Genomic DNA, 16,398 nt, shown 5'->3' on the forward strand with positions numbered 1-16,398 from the left:
TCACTTGCCTTTGAACACCGGCTTGCGCTTTTCGACGAACGCCTGCACCGCTTCCTTGTGATCGGCGGTGCGGGAAGCCGAAACGAGGCGCTCGGCCTCGCGATGGAGCGCGGTCGGGTAGTCGATGTGCAGCGCGTCGTCGAGATTGTCCTTCATGCTGCGCATGGCAACACCCGGCCCTTCGGCCAGAGACTTGGCGAAGGCGAAGGCTTCGTCCTGCAGCTTGGCATCGTCGACGATGCGGTTCACCAGCCCGATGCGCTCGCAACGCTCGGCGTCGACGCGCTCGGCGGTGAACATCAGTTCGCGCGCCCGCGAGGAGCCGATGGTCCGGGTGAGCAGCCAGGAAATGCCGTAGTCACCGGACAGACCGATCTTGGCGTAGCCAGTGCTGACGAACGCCGACTTGGCGGCGATGCGGATATCGCAGGCGAGGGCGATGGCGAGACCCGCACCGGCGGCCGCACCTGGAAGGGCGGCAATCGTCGGCTTGCGCACGGCAACCAGCGCACCAGTGAGGTGGGCCTGACGCCAGCGCAGGTCGGCGAGGCGTTCCTCGTAGCTCATCTGTCCGCGCGGGCCGCGGCCACCCATGCCCTTTACGTCGCCGCCGCTGCAGAACGCCGTGCCGGCGCCGGTGATCAACAGAGCCCCGACATTGGGGTCGTCGCCACGTTCCTTGATCTGCGTGCGCAGCGCTGGCGTCAGCTTGTCAGACATCGCATTGCGCGCTTCGGGGCGATTGAGGGTGATCAATGCCACGCCGTCGCGCACGCTGCACAGGAGTTCGGTCGTGCCGGTATCGATTTCCATGGGATCCTCTCTTTCCGCGACATTCCCGATCATCGAATACACCGTCAAGACGGCTTGGCCATTGGCAGCCGTAGCGAGGTGATTGGCAGGCGGAACTGGTTGCCGGCTCCGCGGCTTCGCAGCAGAGTTGCGCCATGACATTTCCGGTAACCGAACACACTCTCAAGACCGCCCGTCACACGACGGGCTATCTCGCCTGCGGCCGCAAGGATGCGCCGCTGCTGATCTTCGTCCATGGTTGGCCGGAGCTATCGCTGTCGTGGCGGCATCAGCTTCCGGCCTTCGCGGCCTTGGGTTTCCGCTGCATCGCGCCGGATATGCGCGGCTATGGCCGCTCCGACACCTACTCGCGGCACGAGGACTTCGCGCAGGAAGAGATCGTGGCCGACATGCTGGAGCTGCTGGCGTCGCTCGGCTGTGAGAAGGCGGTGTGGATCGGTCACGACTGGGGCAGCCCGGTCGTATGGAACCTGGCGGCGCATCACCCCGACAAGACTGTCGGCGTCGCGAGCCTTTGTGTGCCCTATCTCGCCGAGGGCTTCACCCTGGACGCGATGGTGCCGCTGATCGATCGCACACTTTATCCGGCGGAGAAGTTCCCGGCCGGGCAGTGGGACTATCAGTTCTTCTACGAAGAGAGCTTCGGCAAGGCCTGCAAGGGCTTCGAGGCCAACGTAGGCAATGTCGTGAAGGCGCTGTTCCGCAAGGGCGATCCCACCCGCGTCGGCAAGCCGGCGCCGACCTCGATGGTGCGTGTGGCTGGCGGCTGGTTCGGCGGTGGCGCGTGCCCCGATGTGCCGCGTGATGCGGATGTGCTGACCGAACAGGACATGGATGCCTATACCGCGGCGCTCACGCGCAACGGCTTCTTCGGGCCGGACTCCTGGTACATGAACCACAAGGCCAACGGCGCTTATGCGAAAAGAGCGAAGAACGGCGGCAAGCTGTCGATGCCGGTTCTCTTCCTGCACGGCGCTTACGACACGACCTGCGAGACCATGCAGTCCAAGCTCGCCGATCCGATGCGGCGCGATTGCGCCGATCTCACCGAGGTCGTGGTGCAGTCCGGCCACTGGATGGCGCAGGAGAAGCCGGTCGAGGTGAACGCGGCTCTCGCCAAATGGCTGGCAGCGAAGCTGCCGGATTACTGGAAGAGTTGACCGCCTATTCGGCGGTGATCTTCCCGGTGTCGATCACGTTCTTCCAGCGGGCGATCTCGTCCGTCAGGAACTTCTTGAACTGCTCGCCGTTCGTGGCGACGACCTCGAAGCCGATCGCCTCGAACTGCGGCTTGATGTCCGGCGCTTGGGCCGACGCGGCCAGCTCGGCTTCGAGCTTGGCGCGCACCGCCGGGGGCAGTCCCTTCGGCGCGGCGGCGGCCTGCCACGAATAGACCTCGAGGTCCTTCACGCCGCCTTCGGCCATCGTGGGGACGTCCGGCAGCGTCGGATTGCGCTGGCCGCTGGTCACGCCCAGCGCCTTCAGCTTGCCCGACTTCACGTGCGGGGCGATGGCTCCCAGGTTCTGGAACGACACATTGGCATGACCTGCGATCAGGTCGTTGATGGCCGGTCCGCCGCCCTTGTACGGCACGTGGGTGCCGGTGGTGCCGGTCTTCTGCAGGAACAGCGCCGCGGTCAGATGATCCGACGAGCCGGTGCCCGATGAGGCGAACGTTACCTTGTTGGGATTCTTCTTCAGATAATCGACCAGCTCGGCGACGGTGTTGGCGGGGAAGTTCGGGTTCGCGACCAGCACGTTGGGCGTGCGGACCGCGACGCTCAGCAGGTCGAAGTCCTGCATCGGATCGTAGCGGAGATCCTTGAAGAGGGCGGGGTTGATGGCGAACACGCCGATCGAGCCGATCAGGATCGTGTAACCGTCGGGCTTGGCCTGCTTCATTGCAGTCGCGCCGATCGAGCCGTTGGCGCCGCCCTTGTTTTCGATGACGACGGACTGGCCCACACGCTCCGCCATCTTCTTGGAGACGAGCCGCGCCGTCACATCGGAGGAACCGCCGGGAGGGAAGGGGACGATGACGGTGATGGGTTTGTCGGGATAGTCGGCGGCCTGCGCCGGCAGGCCCACAAGGGCTGCCAGGATGAAGGCCACAATGCTCAATGTTCTCATGTTCATTTGCTCCCTATGTAGATCGTTACTGTTCTTCTCTTGTGCGCCGGCCGTCCGTTCAGCGGCCGTTTGCTTTACGCCACGCCGCGAAGTCGTCGAGGGACTTTTCGTCGGTCGCCGGATAGAGGCCGAAGATGCCCTGGCCGGCATTGACCCGCTCGGTGACGAAATCCTCGTAGGCCATCATCTCGAAGGCCTCGTCTGTGATCTCGTCCGCAAGATGCGCGGGGATCACGATCACGCCGTCGCCGTCACCGAGGATGACGTCACCCGGAAAGACCGGAGCGTCGCCACAGCCGATCGGCACGTTGATGTCGATTGCCTGATGCAGGGTGAGATTGGTCGGCGCGCTGGGCCGTTGATGATAGGCTGGAAAGCCCAGCTTGCCGATCTCCGCGGAATCACGAAAGCCGCCATCGGTCACGACGCCGGCAACACCGCGCTTCATCAGACGCGTCACCAGGATCGACCCGGCCGACGCGGCGCGCGCATCCTTGCGGCTGTCCATGACGAGTACGGCGCCGGGTGGGCAATCCTCGACCGCCTTGCGCTGCGGATGGCTGCGGTCTCGGAAGACCGAGAGCTGGTTCAGATCCTCACGCGCCGGCATGTAGCGCAGGGTGAAGGCTTCACCGACCAGCACCGGCTGGTCAGGCGAGAGCGGATGCACGTTCTGAATGAACTGATTGCGGAAGCCGCGCTTGAACAAAGCGGTGGCCACCGTCGCCGTGCTGATCGTGCGGAGCTTGTCGCGGGTCGCCGCGGTCAACGCCATGATGTGCTCCTCAGTAGATCGACGGTTCGCCGACGGGCGCGCCGAAGCCGGTTTCGAGGAAGTCGAAGTCGCAGCCCTCGTTGGCCTGCTTGATGTGCTTGGTGAACATCCAGCCATAGCCGCGCTCGTAACGCGGTTCGGGCTTCTTCCAGGTGGCGCGGCGCCGGGCCAGCTCGTCGTCGGAGACGTTCATGTTGATGGTGCGCTTGTCGACGTCGAGCGAGATCATGTCGCCGGTCTGCACCAGCGCCAGAGGCCCGCCGATGTAGGATTCCGGCGAGACGTGCAAGATGCAGGCGCCGTAGCTGGTGCCGCTCATGCGGCTGTCGGAGAGCCGCACCATGTCGCGCACGCCCTGCTGCACGAGCTTCTTGGGGATCGGCAGCATGCCCCATTCCGGCATGCCCGGGCCGCCTTGAGGACCGGCGTTGCGCAGGATCAGCACGGTGTCTTCCGTGACATCGAGATCGTCGCGATCGATCGCGGCTTTCATCGAGGGATAGTCGTCGAACACCAGGGCGGGACCTGTGTGCTTCAGGAACTTCGGTGCGCAGGCCGAGGGTTTGATAACGCAGCCGTCGGGGGCCAGATTACCCTTCAGCACAGCGAGCGCGCCCTCGGCATAGATCGGGTTCTGGACCGTGCGGATCACGTCGTCGTTGTAGATCTCCGCACCCTTGATGTTTTCGCCGAGCGTCTCGCCGGTCACGGTCAGGGTATCGACATGCAGGTGATCGCGGATCTGCTCCAGCAGGCCCGGCAGGCCGCCGGCATAGAAGAAGTCTTCCATCAGATATTTGTCGCCGGAGGGCCGGATATTGGCGATCACCGGCACCGTGCGGCTGGCGCGCTCGAAATCGTCGAGGCCGATATCCTGGCCGGCACGACGCGCCAGCGCGATCAGATGGATGATGGCATTGGTCGAGCAGCCCACCGCCATCGCTACGGTGATGGCGTTCAGGAAGGCCTCACGGGTCAGGATCTTCCTGGGTGTTAGGTCCTCCCACACCATGTCGACGATGCGCCGGCCGCTCTCCGATGCCATGCGGATATGGTTGGCGTCGGCGGCGGGGATCGACGAGGCACCGGGCAGGGACATGCCGAGCGTCTCGGCCATCGCCATCATGGTGGCGGCCGTGCCCATGGTCATGCAGGTGCCGTAGCTGCGCGCGATGCCGGCTTCGACATCGACCCAGTCGGAGTCGGAAATCTTGCCGGCGCGGCGCTCGTCCCAATATTTCCAGGCATCAGAGCCCGAGCCCAGCACCTTGCCCTTCCAGTTGCCGCGCAGCATCGGCCCGGCCGGCATGTAGATCGCGGGCAGGTTCATGCTTATCGCGCCCAACAGAAGAGCGGGCGTGGTCTTGTCGCAGCCGCCCATCAGCACGACGCCATCCACGGGATGCCCGCGGAGAAGCTCCTCGGCGTCCATCGCGAGCAGGTTGCGGTAGAGCATGGTCGTGGGCTTGAGGAAGCTCTCCGACAGCGAGAGCGCGGGCAGCTCCATCGGGAAGCCGCCGGCCTGCAGGATGCCGCGCTTCACGTCGTCGACGCGGCTCTTGAAGTGCATGTGGCAAGGCTGGGCTTCCGACCAGGTGTTGAGGATGGCGATGACCGGCTTGCCCGCCCACTCCTCGGGCGCGTAGCCCATCTGCATGGCGCGCGAGCGGTGGCCGAAGGCGCGCAGATCGTCCGGCGCGAACCAGCGCGCACTGCGCAGGGAGGCTGCATCCCGGACTTGCTTGTTTGTCTTGTGCTCGGCCATCGTATTTCCTCCCATAGTGAGCTAATACATTAGTGCATCAATGGTCAAGAAATGCCGAATATGACCAGTTCCCAGCGTCTCGATCGCGACCGCCAGGCCGCCCCGCAGGTCTTCGAACGGCTGCGCGAAATGATTGTTTCGCTGGTCCTGCCGCCGGGGGAGACGCTGTCGCGCACCAAGCTCGCCAAGGAGTTCGGGCTGAGTTCGACGCCGATCCGCGACGCGCTGATGCGGCTGAACGAGGAAGACCTTGTCGATGTTTTTCCCCAGCACGCCACCGTGGTCAGCAAGATCGACGTCGAGGCCGCGCAGCAGGCGCATTTCCTCCGTCAGTCGCTCGAACTCGAGATCGTGCGCGCGCTGGCGCTGGCCCATGAGCCGGCATTGATCGAAGAGCTCAACCGCACCATCGCCCTGCAGCAGCATTTCGCTGCAACCGGCGACTTCGCAGCCTTCATGGCCTCCGACAACGATTTCCACTGGCAGCTCTACGCCGCGGCCGCCAAGCGTGAGCTCTGGAACCTGGTGCGCAGTCGCAGTGGCCATATCGACCGCCTGCGTCGCCTGCACCTGCCGACTCCCGGCAAGGCGCAGGACATTGTGCTGCATCACCAGATGATCGTGCAGGCGATCGAGACGAAGCAGCCGGAAGAGGCGCAACGGTCACTTCGCAAGCATCTCTCCGGCACCCTGGGTTATCTCGCGGAAATCCGCGCCAACCATCCGGCGTATCTACGCGACTAGCTCTTATTGGCGGCGCGCACGGCGGCGTGGCGCTCCAGGCTTTCCTTCGGCCACATCTTCTTCGCATCGTAGTATTCCGGCATCGCCGGCGTGCCGGCTGGCAGCACGACCCAGGGCTGCTTGCTCGTGGTGAAGATGTGGATGTCGGGCGGCAGGCGATCGGGGTCGTCGAGCGTGCCCACGCGCACGAAGCGGATGGCGGGCCCCGCGCCTGAATAGTGGCTCCAGACCGCGACATGGCAACTGGGACAGCGTGAAATCTTCTGGCCCCTGCCGCTGTTGGACGGCGTATCGATGACATCGACCGCGCCCGAGAGGATTTCAACGCGCGCGGTTTCGATCATGGCATTCAGCACGAAGGCGCTGCCGGTTTCGCGTTGGCACCAGCGGCAGTGACAGCAATGCACAAACATCGGCCGCGACGTCAGGCGATAGCGGACGTGGCGGCAGGTGCAGCCGCCGTCGAAGGTCTCGGTGTCACCGGCCATGATTGCCTCGCGATCAAGCCACAGGATCGAAGAAGCCGACAACAGACTGGAATTTGCCGTCCGCCGCGAGCGTGCAGAAATCGATGCCGGCGCGCAGGACCTTGCCGTCGGCCAGACGATTGCTCCACGGAAAGCGCAGCACCTCGTGATGGGCGTCGATCGGGCCGGTTCGCGAGATTCGTGCGCCGGGATTGCGGGCAACGACGCCGTCGATATGGAGGGCGAACGCTTCGATGCCGACGGCGCGTACCGATGGATCGACATAGAGCCCGCCGTCGATCAGCACCGATGAGAGGATCGAACGTCGTTCGGCACCATCCGCTGTATTCCACGCTGCGCAATAGCGGTCGACCAGCGTCTCCAGGGTTTCCTTGATCATTCGATGCTACTCTTCTCGCGGCAAGATTATCTATCGGGAGAGAATGATGGCCGGACGGCTGAAGGACAAGGTAGCGGTGGTAACGGGCGCGGCGCCGCGGGGCGAAGGCGTCGGCAACGGCATGGCGACGGCCATCCTGTTCGCCCGCGAAGGCGCAAAGGTCGTGCTGGTGAATCGCAGCGCCGAACGCGCCGAGGCGCTGGCCAAGCAGATCAAGGACGAGGGCGGCGAAGCCTCGGTATTCGCGGGCGATGTCGCCCAACTCGAGGCCGCGGAAGCGATGGCCGACTTCGCCATGAAGAAGTACGGCCGCCTCGACATCCTGCACAACAATGTCGGCATCGGTGGACCGGGTACGCCGGAGACGGTGACTCTCGAAACCTGGAACAAGGTGATCGAGGCCAATCTCACGACGACCATGCTTTGCACCAAGGCCTGCCTGCCGCGCATGAAGGAAGGCGGCAGCGGCTCCATCATCATGGTGTCGTCGATTGCGGGTGCACTCGGCCTGATGGGCAGTACAGGTGCGGTCGCCTATGCGACGGCAAAGGCCGGTCTGCATGGCTTCACAATGTCTGTCGCTGCCGACTATGCGACCCAGAACATTCGCGCGAACTGCATCATCGTCGGCTCCGTGCACACGCCGATGGTGGCGCATCTCGGCACCGAAGCGCGCGATCGACGCAAGAAGATGGTGCCGATGCAGGTCGAAGGTACCGCATGGGATATCGCCCATGGCGCGGTGTACCTTGCCTCCGACGAATCGCGCTGGGTGACGGGCGTAATGCTGCCGATCGATGGCGGACTGGTCGCGCTTCGCGCGTGGCCCAGATGAGCCACAAAGATAGGCCACAAAGATGAGCCACCAGTAAGTTGAGTACCAAGTAAAGGAGAGTCTCCCGTTGAAGCCTTCCATTCTTTCGTTCGCTTTTGGCGCGGCTCTGCTCCTGACGAGCATGGCTGCTGCCCAGACCGCCGCTCCGGCCAGCACCGTGGCCCCGGCGGCGCAATCGGCTCCTGCTGCTGCAGCGACGGCGATCCCCGACCTCAAGGGAACCTGGGTCGGCAAGGGCGAGGCGATCGTCGATGGGCCGGCGGGTCATCATCCGCCGGGCGTGACCGCCAAGCCGGCAAGCACGTACCGTTTGCGTGAGGAGACTTTCACGGTCCGCATCGAGGGGCAGGAAGGCAAGCGCGTGTGGGGAACCGTTGCGTCGTCGCAGCGCGTCGCCGAGCGCCTGATCGGTTCGGTCGCGGCCGATGGCAAGACGGTCTACTTCGTGACCGGTGAAGGCTACATCGACGGTGTCGTGATCAACGCCAACACCATGGACGTTTGCTACCGCCACGTTCTGCCGGGCTCGGCGGTCGTCGCCTGCAACCAGTGGGTTCGCCAGAAGTAGTGAACCACCCGGCTATCGCACCTGGCGCCTCTCGTGGTGCCAGGTGTAGAGGCCGCTGGCCACGATCACCGCAGCGCCGGCCATCGTCCAGCCGTCGGGAATGTCGCCGAACACCACGGCACCCAACACTGCTACGAACACCAGCAACGTGTAGCTGAACGGCTGAACGGCGCTTGCCTCAGCGTGGTCCAGCGCTTTGATCAGCGCGTAGTGAGCGAGCGCGCCCAGCAAGGCGATGGCCGTCAGCAACGCCCAGCCCTGCGCATCAGGCCACCTCCATTGCCATGGCCCGACGAGTGTCGTGACACCGAAGGCCACGAACGCCGACCAGACGAGCGTCGTGTCCGGCGAATCGGTGCGCGAGCACAGGCGGATGAGGATTTGATAGCCACCCCAGAGGGCGGCGCCCAGCAGGGGTAGCAGCAAAGCCCAGTCGAGTTCACGGAAGCCTGGCCGCACGATCAACAGGACGCCGACGAAACCCGCGGCGACCGCGACCCAGCGTGCCGGTCCTGCGCGTTCGCCAAGGAAGAGTGCGCCGAGAGCGATGACGATCAGAGGCGAGGTCGCGGCGACGGCATGCGTATCGGCCAGCGGCAGGTAGCGGAAGGCCAGCACGAAGACCGCGCTTTCGACCACGGCCAGCACGGCACGGCCACCCTGCAGCCAGGGCCGCGTCGTGCGCCACGCCGATTTGAGGCCGCGCCTGCGCACGACCAGCCATGCGAAGAGGCAGAAGACGGCGTACCGCGTCCACATCATCTGGCCGATCGGATAGTCGGCCACCATCCACTTGGTGATGGTGTCCATGCTGGCGAAGCCCAGCATGGCGAGCATGGTGTAGATCGCGCCGAGCGAGCTGTTGTTGCGCGCCGCCGCCGGCGCGTTGGCTGTCATTCGGCGGCAGCGACGCGGCGCGCCGGGGGACGGAAAGCGGGGATCACGCGTTCGGCAAACAGTTTCAAACTCTTCATAGCCTTCTCGCGCCCATAGTAGGGCGGGTAGTGCAGCAGCAGCGAGGTCATGCCGGTGCGTGCCTGCATCTCGCGCAGGCGTGCGGTTACCGTCTCGGCCGAGCCGTGCAGCAGCGTGGTGTTCAGGAGATCGTCGTAGGTGAGCTGTGCGCCCTTCTCCGAGACCGAGCCGAGATAGCCACCCGTGCCGCTGCCGCCGAAATGCGCGATATGGCGGACGATCGCTTCCTCGGTATCGGCGCGCGCTTCGGCATCCGTGTCGGCGATATAGACCCAACGCGCGATATCGATCTGACCGGCAGCGGGGTTCTTGCGCCGCTCTTCGCTGGCCTTGGCGAGCTCGCGCTTGTAGAGCGCCGTTTGTGCCGCCAGCGTCTCGATACCGGGCAGGGTCGAAAGCATCAGCCCGAAGCCGTTGCGGCCGCAATAGCCGATCGAGCGGTCGGTGCCACCTGCCATGTAGAGCGGCGGATGCGGCATCTGGACGGGCTGCGGCAGCATCTCGTAGGGCTCTGCGACGGTGCCGCTGAAGTACTTGCCCTTGTGGATGTAGCGGTGGCGATGGAAGGCATCGAACATCAGCCCGACGGCTTCCTCGACCATGTCGCGGCGGCCCTCGAAATCTTTGCCCAGCCCCTCGAACTCATACGGCCGGTAGCCCGAGCCGATGCCCAGCATCACGCGGCCGTTGGAGAGAATGTCGACGAAGTTCGCGTTTTCCACGACCCGGATCGGGTCATAGAGCGGCAAGGTGATCACGCCCGAGGCGAGCTTGATGCGGCTGGTCTTGGCTGCGAGATAGGCCATGTAGGCGAAGCAGTCCGGCATGATGCCGTAGCTCGTCGAGAAGTGATGCTCGGCTATCCAGGCCGTGTCGTAACCCAGCCGCTCCGCCTCGACGACCTCGTCGGTCGTACGCGCATGCACGTCGCGGTGCGGGTAGGGCTCTTCCTTCGGGTTGGGATGCGAGGTGAAGAGGACGCCGAATTCCATTCCGGGCTCCCTGCGGCTCTATTCGAGCTTGATGCCCGTATCCTTCACCACCTTCGCCCAGTTTTCGACCTCCTGTGCCCGCCATGTATCGCTCTGCGCGGGCTTGTAGAGGATCGGCTCGGCGCCGAGCTCCTTCAGGCGCGTCGCCACTTCGGGGATCTTCGTCGCCTTGTCGATCTCGACGTAGAGCCGCTCCAGAACTTCGGGTGGCGTGCCTTTGGCGGCGAGGAAACCCTGCCACGACCCGGTGACGAAATCCTTCAGGCCGGATGCTTCGCTCACGGTCGGCAGCTCGGGCGCCAGCTCGCTGCGCTTGGCGCTCGACACGGCAAGGCCGCGCAGCTTGCCGTTCTTCACATGGGGGAGCGTGGCGATCATGCCGTTGAACAGTGCATCGGCGTGGCCGCCCACAACCTGCTGGATCGCTTCGGCGCCGCCTTTCATCGGGATGAAGGTGAACTTGAGGCCGAGCCCGTGGGCGAAGCGCGCACCGGCCAGATGCGGCGCGCTACCCAGCCCCGCCGTCGCATAGTTGAGCTTGTCGGGATTGGCCTTGGCATAGGCAATCAGCTCGGGAACGGTCTTGTAGGGACGGTCGGGCGTCACGGCCAGCAGATGAGGCGAGTAGGCCAGCACCGTGACGGCGTTGAAGTCCTTGGCGACGTCGAACGGCAGCTTCATCACCGACGGTGAGATGGTGAGGTTGCCGAGATCAGTGAGGACCAGCGTGTAACCGTCGGGCGGCGACTTGGCGACCATGTCGACGGCGATGTTGCCGTTGGCACCGGTACGGTTCTCGACCACCACCGACTGGCCCAACGCGGCCTGCAGATGCGGCTGCAGCAGGCGGGCCAGGATGTCCGACGTGCCGCCCGGTGCGAAGGGAATGAGGATGCGGATCTGCTTGGCTGGCCATGCCTGGGCGCGCAGGGCAGGGGCGGCAATGCTTGCTGTCAGGGCAGCCGTAGCGGCGCCTATGAGATGGCGACGACGCATGATCTTCCTCCCGGTTTCGTCGACTTGATGTCGTTGCCTGCGATCCTATGACAGCAGCTATGCAATGGCCAGCAATTGACCGTCTGAGGTGAGGGCGTAGGCTCGCTGCAACCATCGGAGGAACGCCATGACATTCGACCTCGTCGTGAAGAACGGCATGATCGTCGACGGGTCCGGACTGCCGCGTTATCGCGGCGATGTCGGCGTCAAGGATGGCAAGATCGTCGAGATCGGACGGCTGAGCGGTACGGCGCGCGAGACCGTCGATGCCGAAGGCCACGTCGTGGCGCCCGGCTTCATCGATGGCCACACCCATATGGACGCCCAGATCTTCTGGGACCCGATCGGCACCAGCTCCTGCTTTCAGGGCGTGACCAGCGTCGTCATGGGCAATTGCGGCTTCACCCTGGCTCCTTGCCGCGAAGCCGAAGCCGATCTCGTGTTCCGCAATCTCGAACGCGCCGAGGATATCAGCCGTGCGGCGATGCTGGCCGGCATCAAATGGCGCTGGGAAACCTTCCCGCAATTCCTCGATGTGCTGGAGGCGCTGCCCAAGGGCATCAACTATGCAGGCTATCTCGGACACTGCGCGCTGCGCACCTACGTCATGGGCATGCGCGCCTTCACCGATGCCGCGAGCGAGGACGATCTTGCCCGGATGTCCCAGCAGGTGAGGGAAGCGATGGCGGCCGGCGCCATCGGCTTCTCGACGACCCGCAGCGTCAATCACCAGACCTCCGACGACAAGCCGGTGGCCAGTCGCCTCGCGACCTGGCACGAGTTCGAAACCCTCGTGAAGGCCATGGGCTCGGGCCTGGTCGAGGTTGCCGCCGAAGCAACGGGCGCCGCGACCCCGAAGGCACGCAAGTTCTACGAGGATCTGGCAACGCTCGCGGTCGAGAGCGGACGGCCGATGACCTTCGGCCTATTCAATACGCGCGCCATGCCGGGCGGCTGGCGCGCCACTTTCGACATCATGGACCGCGCGACCCAGCAGGGCGGGCGCATGTTCGCCCAGGTGCACAGCCGTGCGCTGAGCGTGCTGCTCTCCTTCGAGACACAGCTTCCCTTCGACAAGTGGGACGTGTGGCGCGAGATGCGCGCCCTGCCGCTCGCCCAACAGAAGAAGGCGCTGCTCGATCCGGAGATGCGCCGCCGCCTCGTCGAAGTCGCCTCGCGGCCCTACGAAGGGCCTGTCGTGCGCGGCACCGAGGCGCGGCCACCGGAATGGGAGTGGATCTTCGTCCTGGACAAGATGCAGGGCCCACACGTCTCGATGGCGGAGCTGGCGCGGCAGCGCAACACGCATCCGGTCGAACTCATGATCGACCTCGCACTCGAGCGCGACATGAAGTTCTTCATGATTCAGCCCATCGCCAACGAGAACCAGGCCGAAGCGCTGGAACTGATGAAGCATCCGCGTTCGGTCGTGACCTTCTCCGACTCCGGCGCCCACGTCACGCAGATCATGGACTCCTCGCTGCAGACGCATCTGCTCAGCCATTGGGTGCGCGAGAAGCAGGCCTTCACCCTGGAAGAGGCGGTGAAGATGATCACCTGCGATATCGCGACCCAGTTCGGCTTCCATGATCGTGGCCTGATCCGCGAGGGCATGGCGGCGGATCTCGTGGTGTTCGACGCCGACACGGTCGGCCCGCGCATGCCCGAGGTCGTGAACGACCTGCCGGCCGGCGCCAAGCGCCTGCGCCAGAAGTGCGATGGCATGCACGCCACCATCGTCAACGGCCAGGTGATGCTGCGCGACAACGAGCCGACCGGCGCGCTGCCGGGCAAGCTCCTGCGCAAGAAGCGCTCGTAGCGGAAGGTGCGTGCGGCCAGCGTATAGAGGCGCCACATTTTGGCCGCTTGACTTCGCTGCGCTGCACCATCATACACGCGCCAGCTCGCTTCCTTGCGGGCTTTACAGATTTCTCGCGATCGCGCGACGCGCCCCATGTCTTTGTGACGGCGCCTCATCCCGAGACAATCCCCAGGACAAGAGCCGTCCCAGCCGCGCGCGGGAACGGGCCAAAAGCCGCCACAGATGCGCGTGCCCGAGAAAGCATGCCGGCGGCAAGTTAGGATTTTTTGTGAGTGAAGTAACCTTTGCGGACCTCAAATTGGCCGAGCCGCTGCTGCGTGCGTTGAATGCAGCCAACTACACCGTACCCACGCCGATCCAGGCTCGCACGATCCCTGCATTGCTGCAGGGCCGCGACGTGCTGGGTATCGCCCAGACGGGTACCGGCAAGACGGCAGCTTTCGCGCTGCCCGTGCTGCAGCACCTCTCCGCGTCGAACGAGCGCGCCCAGCCCCGGAGCCCGCGCGCCCTCGTGCTGGCGCCGACCCGTGAACTGGCGGTCCAGATCGCGCGCAGCTTCGACACCTACGGTCGCGGCCTCGGCCTCAAGCTCGCCACCGTCGTCGGTGGCCTGGGCTATGGCCGTCAGATCGAGACTCTGGCGCGCGGCGTCGACATCCTCGTCGCCACGCCGGGTCGTCTGCTCGACCTGGTCGACCGCGGTAATGTGAAGCTCGGCCACGTGACGTTCTTCGTTCTCGACGAAGCCGACCGCATGTTCGACATGGGCTTCATCCGTGACGTGCGCCGCATCGCCAGCTCGGTCTCCAAGAACCGCCAGACGCTGCTGTTCTCGGCCACCATGCCGGGCGACATCGCCAAGCTGTCGTCAGAGATCCTGAAGAACCCCGAGAAGGTCGAGATCGCGCCGCAGGGCCGCACCGTCGATCGGATCGACCAGCGCGTCTACTTCGTGAACGCCGCCAACAAGCGGGCGCTGCTCAGCCATCTCCTGTCGGACAGCGCGCTCGAGCGCGTCATCGTCTTCACCCGCACCAAGCGCGGCGCCAACCGCGTCGCCGAGGCGTTGGAGGATCGTGGCGTGCGCTCCGAGGCCATCCACGGCAACAAGTCGCAGAACGCCCGTCAGAAGGCGCTCGAGAACTTCAGCCGCGGCAAGGCGCGCGTGCTGGTCGCCACCGATCTCGCCTCGCGCGGCATCGATGTGAACGGCGTGACCCATGTCATCAACTTCGAGCTGCCAGCGGATGCCGAGAGCTATGTCCATCGTATCGGCCGCACCGCGCGTGCCGGCGCCTCGGGCATCGCGATCTCGTTCTGCGACGGCAGCGAGCGCGGCCAGCTCAAGGGCATCGAGCGGCTGACCAATCAGCGCATCGCCGTCGTGCCGACGCCGGCCAACGAGGACATGCCGGCGGCACCGCCGCCGCGTGCCCGCACCGAGAGCGACGACCGTGACGAGCGCCGCGACGAGCGTCCGCGTGAGCATCGCGGCCCGCGTAGCGGCGGCCGTCCTGGTGGCGGTCCCGGCCGTCACCGTTCGTTCGGCGACCGTGCACACCACGATCGTACGCGCGGCGACCGTCCGCCGGCACATGCCGAGCATCAGTTCCGCGGTGGCGACTATCGCGACGCCCCCCAGGGCGAGCGTTCACACGGCGAACGCCCCCACGGTGATCGTCCCCAGGGTGATCGCCCCTACGGTGACCGTCCTTATGGCGATCGCCCGCGCGGCGACCGCCCGCACCATGGCCGCCCGCAGGGTGAGCGCTCCTATGGCGACCGTCCGCGTGGCGACCGTCCTCAGGGTGATCGCCCCAATGGGGATCGTCCTTACGGCGATCGCCCGCACGGGGATCGTCCCCAGGGCGACCGGCCGCGTTCGTTCGACGATCGTCCTCGCCACAATGGCGGCGGCCACCATGCCCATCGTCCTCACGGCGATCGTCCCCATGGGGATCGCCCGCAAGGTGATCGCCCCTACGGCGACCGCCCCCGTGGCGATCACGCGCACGGTGACCGGCCCCACGGTGATCGCCCGCAAGGCGATCGTCCCTACGGTGACCGTCCGCAGGGCCCGCGTCCCCAGTGGAAGGGTCGTCGCTTCGGCGGTGGAGGCGGTGGTGGTCGCGGCCGAGGCCGCGCCGCCTAGATAATTCCTTCCTCGCGGAAGATCTCCAGGCACTTGGAAAGAGCGCGCTCGTATCGGGCGCGCTCTTTTGCCATGGAGGCCTCGTCCCACGGGAAGAAACCGTGCTTGGTCTTGAAGCCGATACGACCCTCGTCGACGTTGCGCTGCAGGACGGGTGGCGGGCCGTCTGCGTTCGTAAGGTCGGGCCAGATGATCTTGGCGACGGCGCAGGTCGTGTCCCAGCCCGAATGCTCCTTCTGCGTGATCGGGCCGGCCGCGGCATAGCGGAAGCCGAAGGAGAGCCGCACGGTCGCGTCGATGTCCTCCGGCGAGGCCACGCCCTGCTCGATCAGCCATAGCGCCTCGCGCATCAGCGCACCCTGGATGCGGTTACCCAGGAAGCCGATCACGTCCTTCTTCACCTGTACCGGCCGCTTGCCGAGCGCGCGCATGATCTCGCCGACCTGTTCGGCCAGCGCCACGTCGGTGTGAACGGAGCGCACCACCTCGACGAGCGGGATGAGGTGCGCCGGCATGAAGAAGTGCAGGCCCATCATTCGGCTCTGCGTTTTCAGACCCTTGCCGATCTCGCTGATCGGAAAGCTCGATGAGTTCGAGGTCAGCGGCACGCCCGGCTTGGAGAACTTCTCCATGTCGGCGAAGAGCTTTTGCTTCAGCGCAAGATCTTCCGTGACCGTCTCGACGACGAGGTCGATTTTGGCCCAGGGTGCTTCCTCGAGCGTGGCCCAAGCGGCAAGGCCCGAAACGTCCTCCGGCTTGCCCATGGCTTTCAGAGCGCGGGCCGTTGCGGCAGGCAGGCCATCGCGTGTCGAGGCCGACCGCGACACGACGTCCACCTTCCAGCCGCCGGCCAGGAACATGGCGATGATTCCAACGCCCATTGTGCCTCCGCCCAGCACCAGAGCATGACGTTCGCTTTGCGGCATTTTGCGTCCTCCCGTATCGACGAAGGCCCCGGCGGCGG

General features: G+C 65.3%; 16 protein-coding genes. 6 read left to right on the plus strand and 10 right to left on the minus strand.

Annotated elements, in window-relative coordinates; translation table 11 throughout:
- A complete protein-coding gene (locus tag EPO50_RS08025) occupies positions 1–813 on the minus strand; it encodes an enoyl-CoA hydratase-related protein (RefSeq protein ID WP_296342754.1) in 813 nt (270 codons plus the stop codon).
- Between the two features lie 134 nt (positions 814–947).
- Here EPO50_RS08025 and EPO50_RS08030 point away from each other — a divergent pair, with 134 nt between their 5' ends.
- Entirely contained in the window at positions 948–1,973 is a 1,026-nt protein-coding gene (locus EPO50_RS08030; RefSeq protein ID WP_296342755.1) for an alpha/beta hydrolase, read from the plus strand.
- Between the two features lie 4 nt (positions 1,974–1,977).
- Here the strand turns inward: EPO50_RS08030 and EPO50_RS08035 are convergent, their stop codons facing one another.
- From EPO50_RS08035 to araD, 3 genes are read right to left on the minus strand one after another with little or no spacing between them, the layout of a single operon-like run.
- Positions 1,978–2,943, minus strand: a complete 966-nt coding sequence (locus tag EPO50_RS08035) for a tripartite tricarboxylate transporter substrate binding protein (RefSeq protein WP_296342756.1) — start codon at positions 2,941–2,943, stop codon at positions 1,978–1,980.
- Between the two features lie 58 nt (positions 2,944–3,001).
- Positions 3,002–3,721 (minus strand): ribonuclease activity regulator RraA, encoded by a 720-nt coding sequence (locus EPO50_RS08040; RefSeq protein ID WP_296343389.1) that lies wholly within the window; start codon positions 3,719–3,721, stop codon positions 3,002–3,004.
- A gap of 7 nt (positions 3,722–3,728) precedes the next feature.
- Entirely contained in the window at positions 3,729–5,483 is a 1,755-nt protein-coding gene (gene araD, locus EPO50_RS08045; protein ID WP_296342757.1) for an L-arabinonate dehydratase, read from the minus strand.
- 51 nt (positions 5,484–5,534) lie between these two features.
- On the opposite strand from araD, the gene EPO50_RS08050 reads away from it, so the two are divergent.
- Positions 5,535–6,227: a GntR family transcriptional regulator gene (locus tag EPO50_RS08050; RefSeq protein WP_296342758.1), complete on the plus strand. Its 693-nt coding sequence runs from the start codon at positions 5,535–5,537 to the stop codon at positions 6,225–6,227.
- Here the strand turns inward: EPO50_RS08050 and EPO50_RS08055 are convergent.
- The gene (locus EPO50_RS08055) at positions 6,224–6,715 is read right to left on the minus strand and encodes a GFA family protein (protein ID WP_296342759.1); all 492 of its coding nucleotides are present in this window, start codon (positions 6,713–6,715) and stop codon (positions 6,224–6,226) included. The two genes, EPO50_RS08050 and EPO50_RS08055, sit on opposite strands and share 4 nt — an antisense overlap.
- A 13-nt stretch (positions 6,716–6,728) precedes the next feature.
- Complete coding sequence (locus tag EPO50_RS08060) at positions 6,729–7,094, minus strand: hypothetical protein (RefSeq protein WP_296342760.1); 366 nt, start codon at positions 7,092–7,094, stop codon at positions 6,729–6,731.
- 46 nt (positions 7,095–7,140) lie between these two features.
- Between EPO50_RS08060 and EPO50_RS08065 the strand changes: the two genes are divergently transcribed.
- Positions 7,141–7,929: an SDR family NAD(P)-dependent oxidoreductase gene (locus tag EPO50_RS08065; protein WP_296342761.1), complete on the plus strand. Its 789-nt coding sequence runs from the start codon at positions 7,141–7,143 to the stop codon at positions 7,927–7,929.
- A gap of 67 nt (positions 7,930–7,996) precedes the next feature.
- Positions 7,997–8,497 (plus strand): hypothetical protein, encoded by a 501-nt coding sequence (locus EPO50_RS08070; protein ID WP_296342762.1) that lies wholly within the window; start codon positions 7,997–7,999, stop codon positions 8,495–8,497.
- 12 nt (positions 8,498–8,509) lie between these two features.
- Here the strand turns inward: EPO50_RS08070 and EPO50_RS08075 are convergent, their stop codons facing one another.
- Genes EPO50_RS08075 through EPO50_RS08085 form a run of 3 tightly spaced genes read right to left on the minus strand, consistent with a single transcriptional unit; the run spans position 8,510 to position 11,460 of the window.
- A complete protein-coding gene (locus tag EPO50_RS08075) occupies positions 8,510–9,394 on the minus strand; it encodes a DMT family transporter (RefSeq protein ID WP_296342763.1) in 885 nt (294 codons plus the stop codon).
- On the minus strand, positions 9,391–10,464 hold the full coding sequence (locus EPO50_RS08080) for an LLM class flavin-dependent oxidoreductase (RefSeq protein WP_296342764.1): 1,074 nt from the start codon (positions 10,462–10,464) through the stop codon (positions 9,391–9,393). The genes EPO50_RS08075 and EPO50_RS08080 overlap by 4 nt, the downstream gene beginning before the upstream one ends.
- A gap of 18 nt (positions 10,465–10,482) precedes the next feature.
- Complete coding sequence (locus tag EPO50_RS08085) at positions 10,483–11,460, minus strand: tripartite tricarboxylate transporter substrate binding protein (RefSeq protein ID WP_296342765.1); 978 nt, start codon at positions 11,458–11,460, stop codon at positions 10,483–10,485.
- Between the two features lie 127 nt (positions 11,461–11,587).
- Between EPO50_RS08085 and EPO50_RS08090 the strand changes: the two genes are divergently transcribed.
- Both EPO50_RS08090 and EPO50_RS08095 read left to right on the plus strand, forming a co-directional pair.
- Positions 11,588–13,279: an amidohydrolase family protein gene (locus EPO50_RS08090; protein ID WP_296342766.1), complete on the plus strand. Its 1,692-nt coding sequence runs from the start codon at positions 11,588–11,590 to the stop codon at positions 13,277–13,279.
- A gap of 271 nt (positions 13,280–13,550) precedes the next feature.
- A complete protein-coding gene (locus tag EPO50_RS08095) occupies positions 13,551–15,434 on the plus strand; it encodes a DEAD/DEAH box helicase (protein WP_296342767.1) in 1,884 nt (627 codons plus the stop codon).
- Here the strand turns inward: EPO50_RS08095 and EPO50_RS08100 are convergent.
- Complete coding sequence (locus EPO50_RS08100; RefSeq protein ID WP_296342768.1) at positions 15,431–16,360, minus strand: 3-hydroxyacyl-CoA dehydrogenase family protein; 930 nt, start codon at positions 16,358–16,360, stop codon at positions 15,431–15,433. The genes EPO50_RS08095 and EPO50_RS08100 overlap by 4 nt on opposite strands.
- Positions 16,361–16,398: the final 38 nt, after the last annotated feature.

The sequence above is a fragment of the Reyranella sp. genome, assembly GCF_004297405.1.
Lineage (GTDB): Bacteria > Pseudomonadota > Alphaproteobacteria > Reyranellales > Reyranellaceae > Reyranella.

Bases quoted from the DNA above. Each gene is read 5' to 3' on its own strand.
- EPO50_RS08085 (WP_296342765.1), bottom strand. From the start codon at position 11,460: ATGCGTCGTCGCCATCTCATAGGCGCCGCTACGGCTGCCCTGACAGCA.
- EPO50_RS08035 (WP_296342756.1), bottom strand. From the start codon at position 2,943: ATGAGAACATTGAGCATTGTGGCCTTCATCCTGGCAGCCCTTGTGGGC.
- EPO50_RS08030 (WP_296342755.1), top strand. From the start codon at position 948: ATGACATTTCCGGTAACCGAACACACTCTCAAGACCGCCCGTCACACG.
- EPO50_RS08075 (WP_296342763.1), bottom strand. From the start codon at position 9,394: ATGACAGCCAACGCGCCGGCGGCGGCGCGCAACAACAGCTCGCTCGGC.
- EPO50_RS08090 (WP_296342766.1), top strand. From the start codon at position 11,588: ATGACATTCGACCTCGTCGTGAAGAACGGCATGATCGTCGACGGGTCC.
- araD (WP_296342757.1), bottom strand. From the start codon at position 5,483: ATGGCCGAGCACAAGACAAACAAGCAAGTCCGGGATGCAGCCTCCCTG.
- EPO50_RS08100 (WP_296342768.1), bottom strand. From the start codon at position 16,360: ATGCCGCAAAGCGAACGTCATGCTCTGGTGCTGGGCGGAGGCACAATG.
- EPO50_RS08055 (WP_296342759.1), bottom strand. From the start codon at position 6,715: ATGGCCGGTGACACCGAGACCTTCGACGGCGGCTGCACCTGCCGCCAC.
- EPO50_RS08080 (WP_296342764.1), bottom strand. From the start codon at position 10,464: ATGGAATTCGGCGTCCTCTTCACCTCGCATCCCAACCCGAAGGAAGAG.
- EPO50_RS08050 (WP_296342758.1), top strand. From the start codon at position 5,535: ATGCCGAATATGACCAGTTCCCAGCGTCTCGATCGCGACCGCCAGGCC.
- EPO50_RS08025 (WP_296342754.1), bottom strand. From the start codon at position 813: ATGGAAATCGATACCGGCACGACCGAACTCCTGTGCAGCGTGCGCGAC.
- EPO50_RS08065 (WP_296342761.1), top strand. From the start codon at position 7,141: ATGGCCGGACGGCTGAAGGACAAGGTAGCGGTGGTAACGGGCGCGGCG.
- EPO50_RS08060 (WP_296342760.1), bottom strand. From the start codon at position 7,094: ATGATCAAGGAAACCCTGGAGACGCTGGTCGACCGCTATTGCGCAGCG.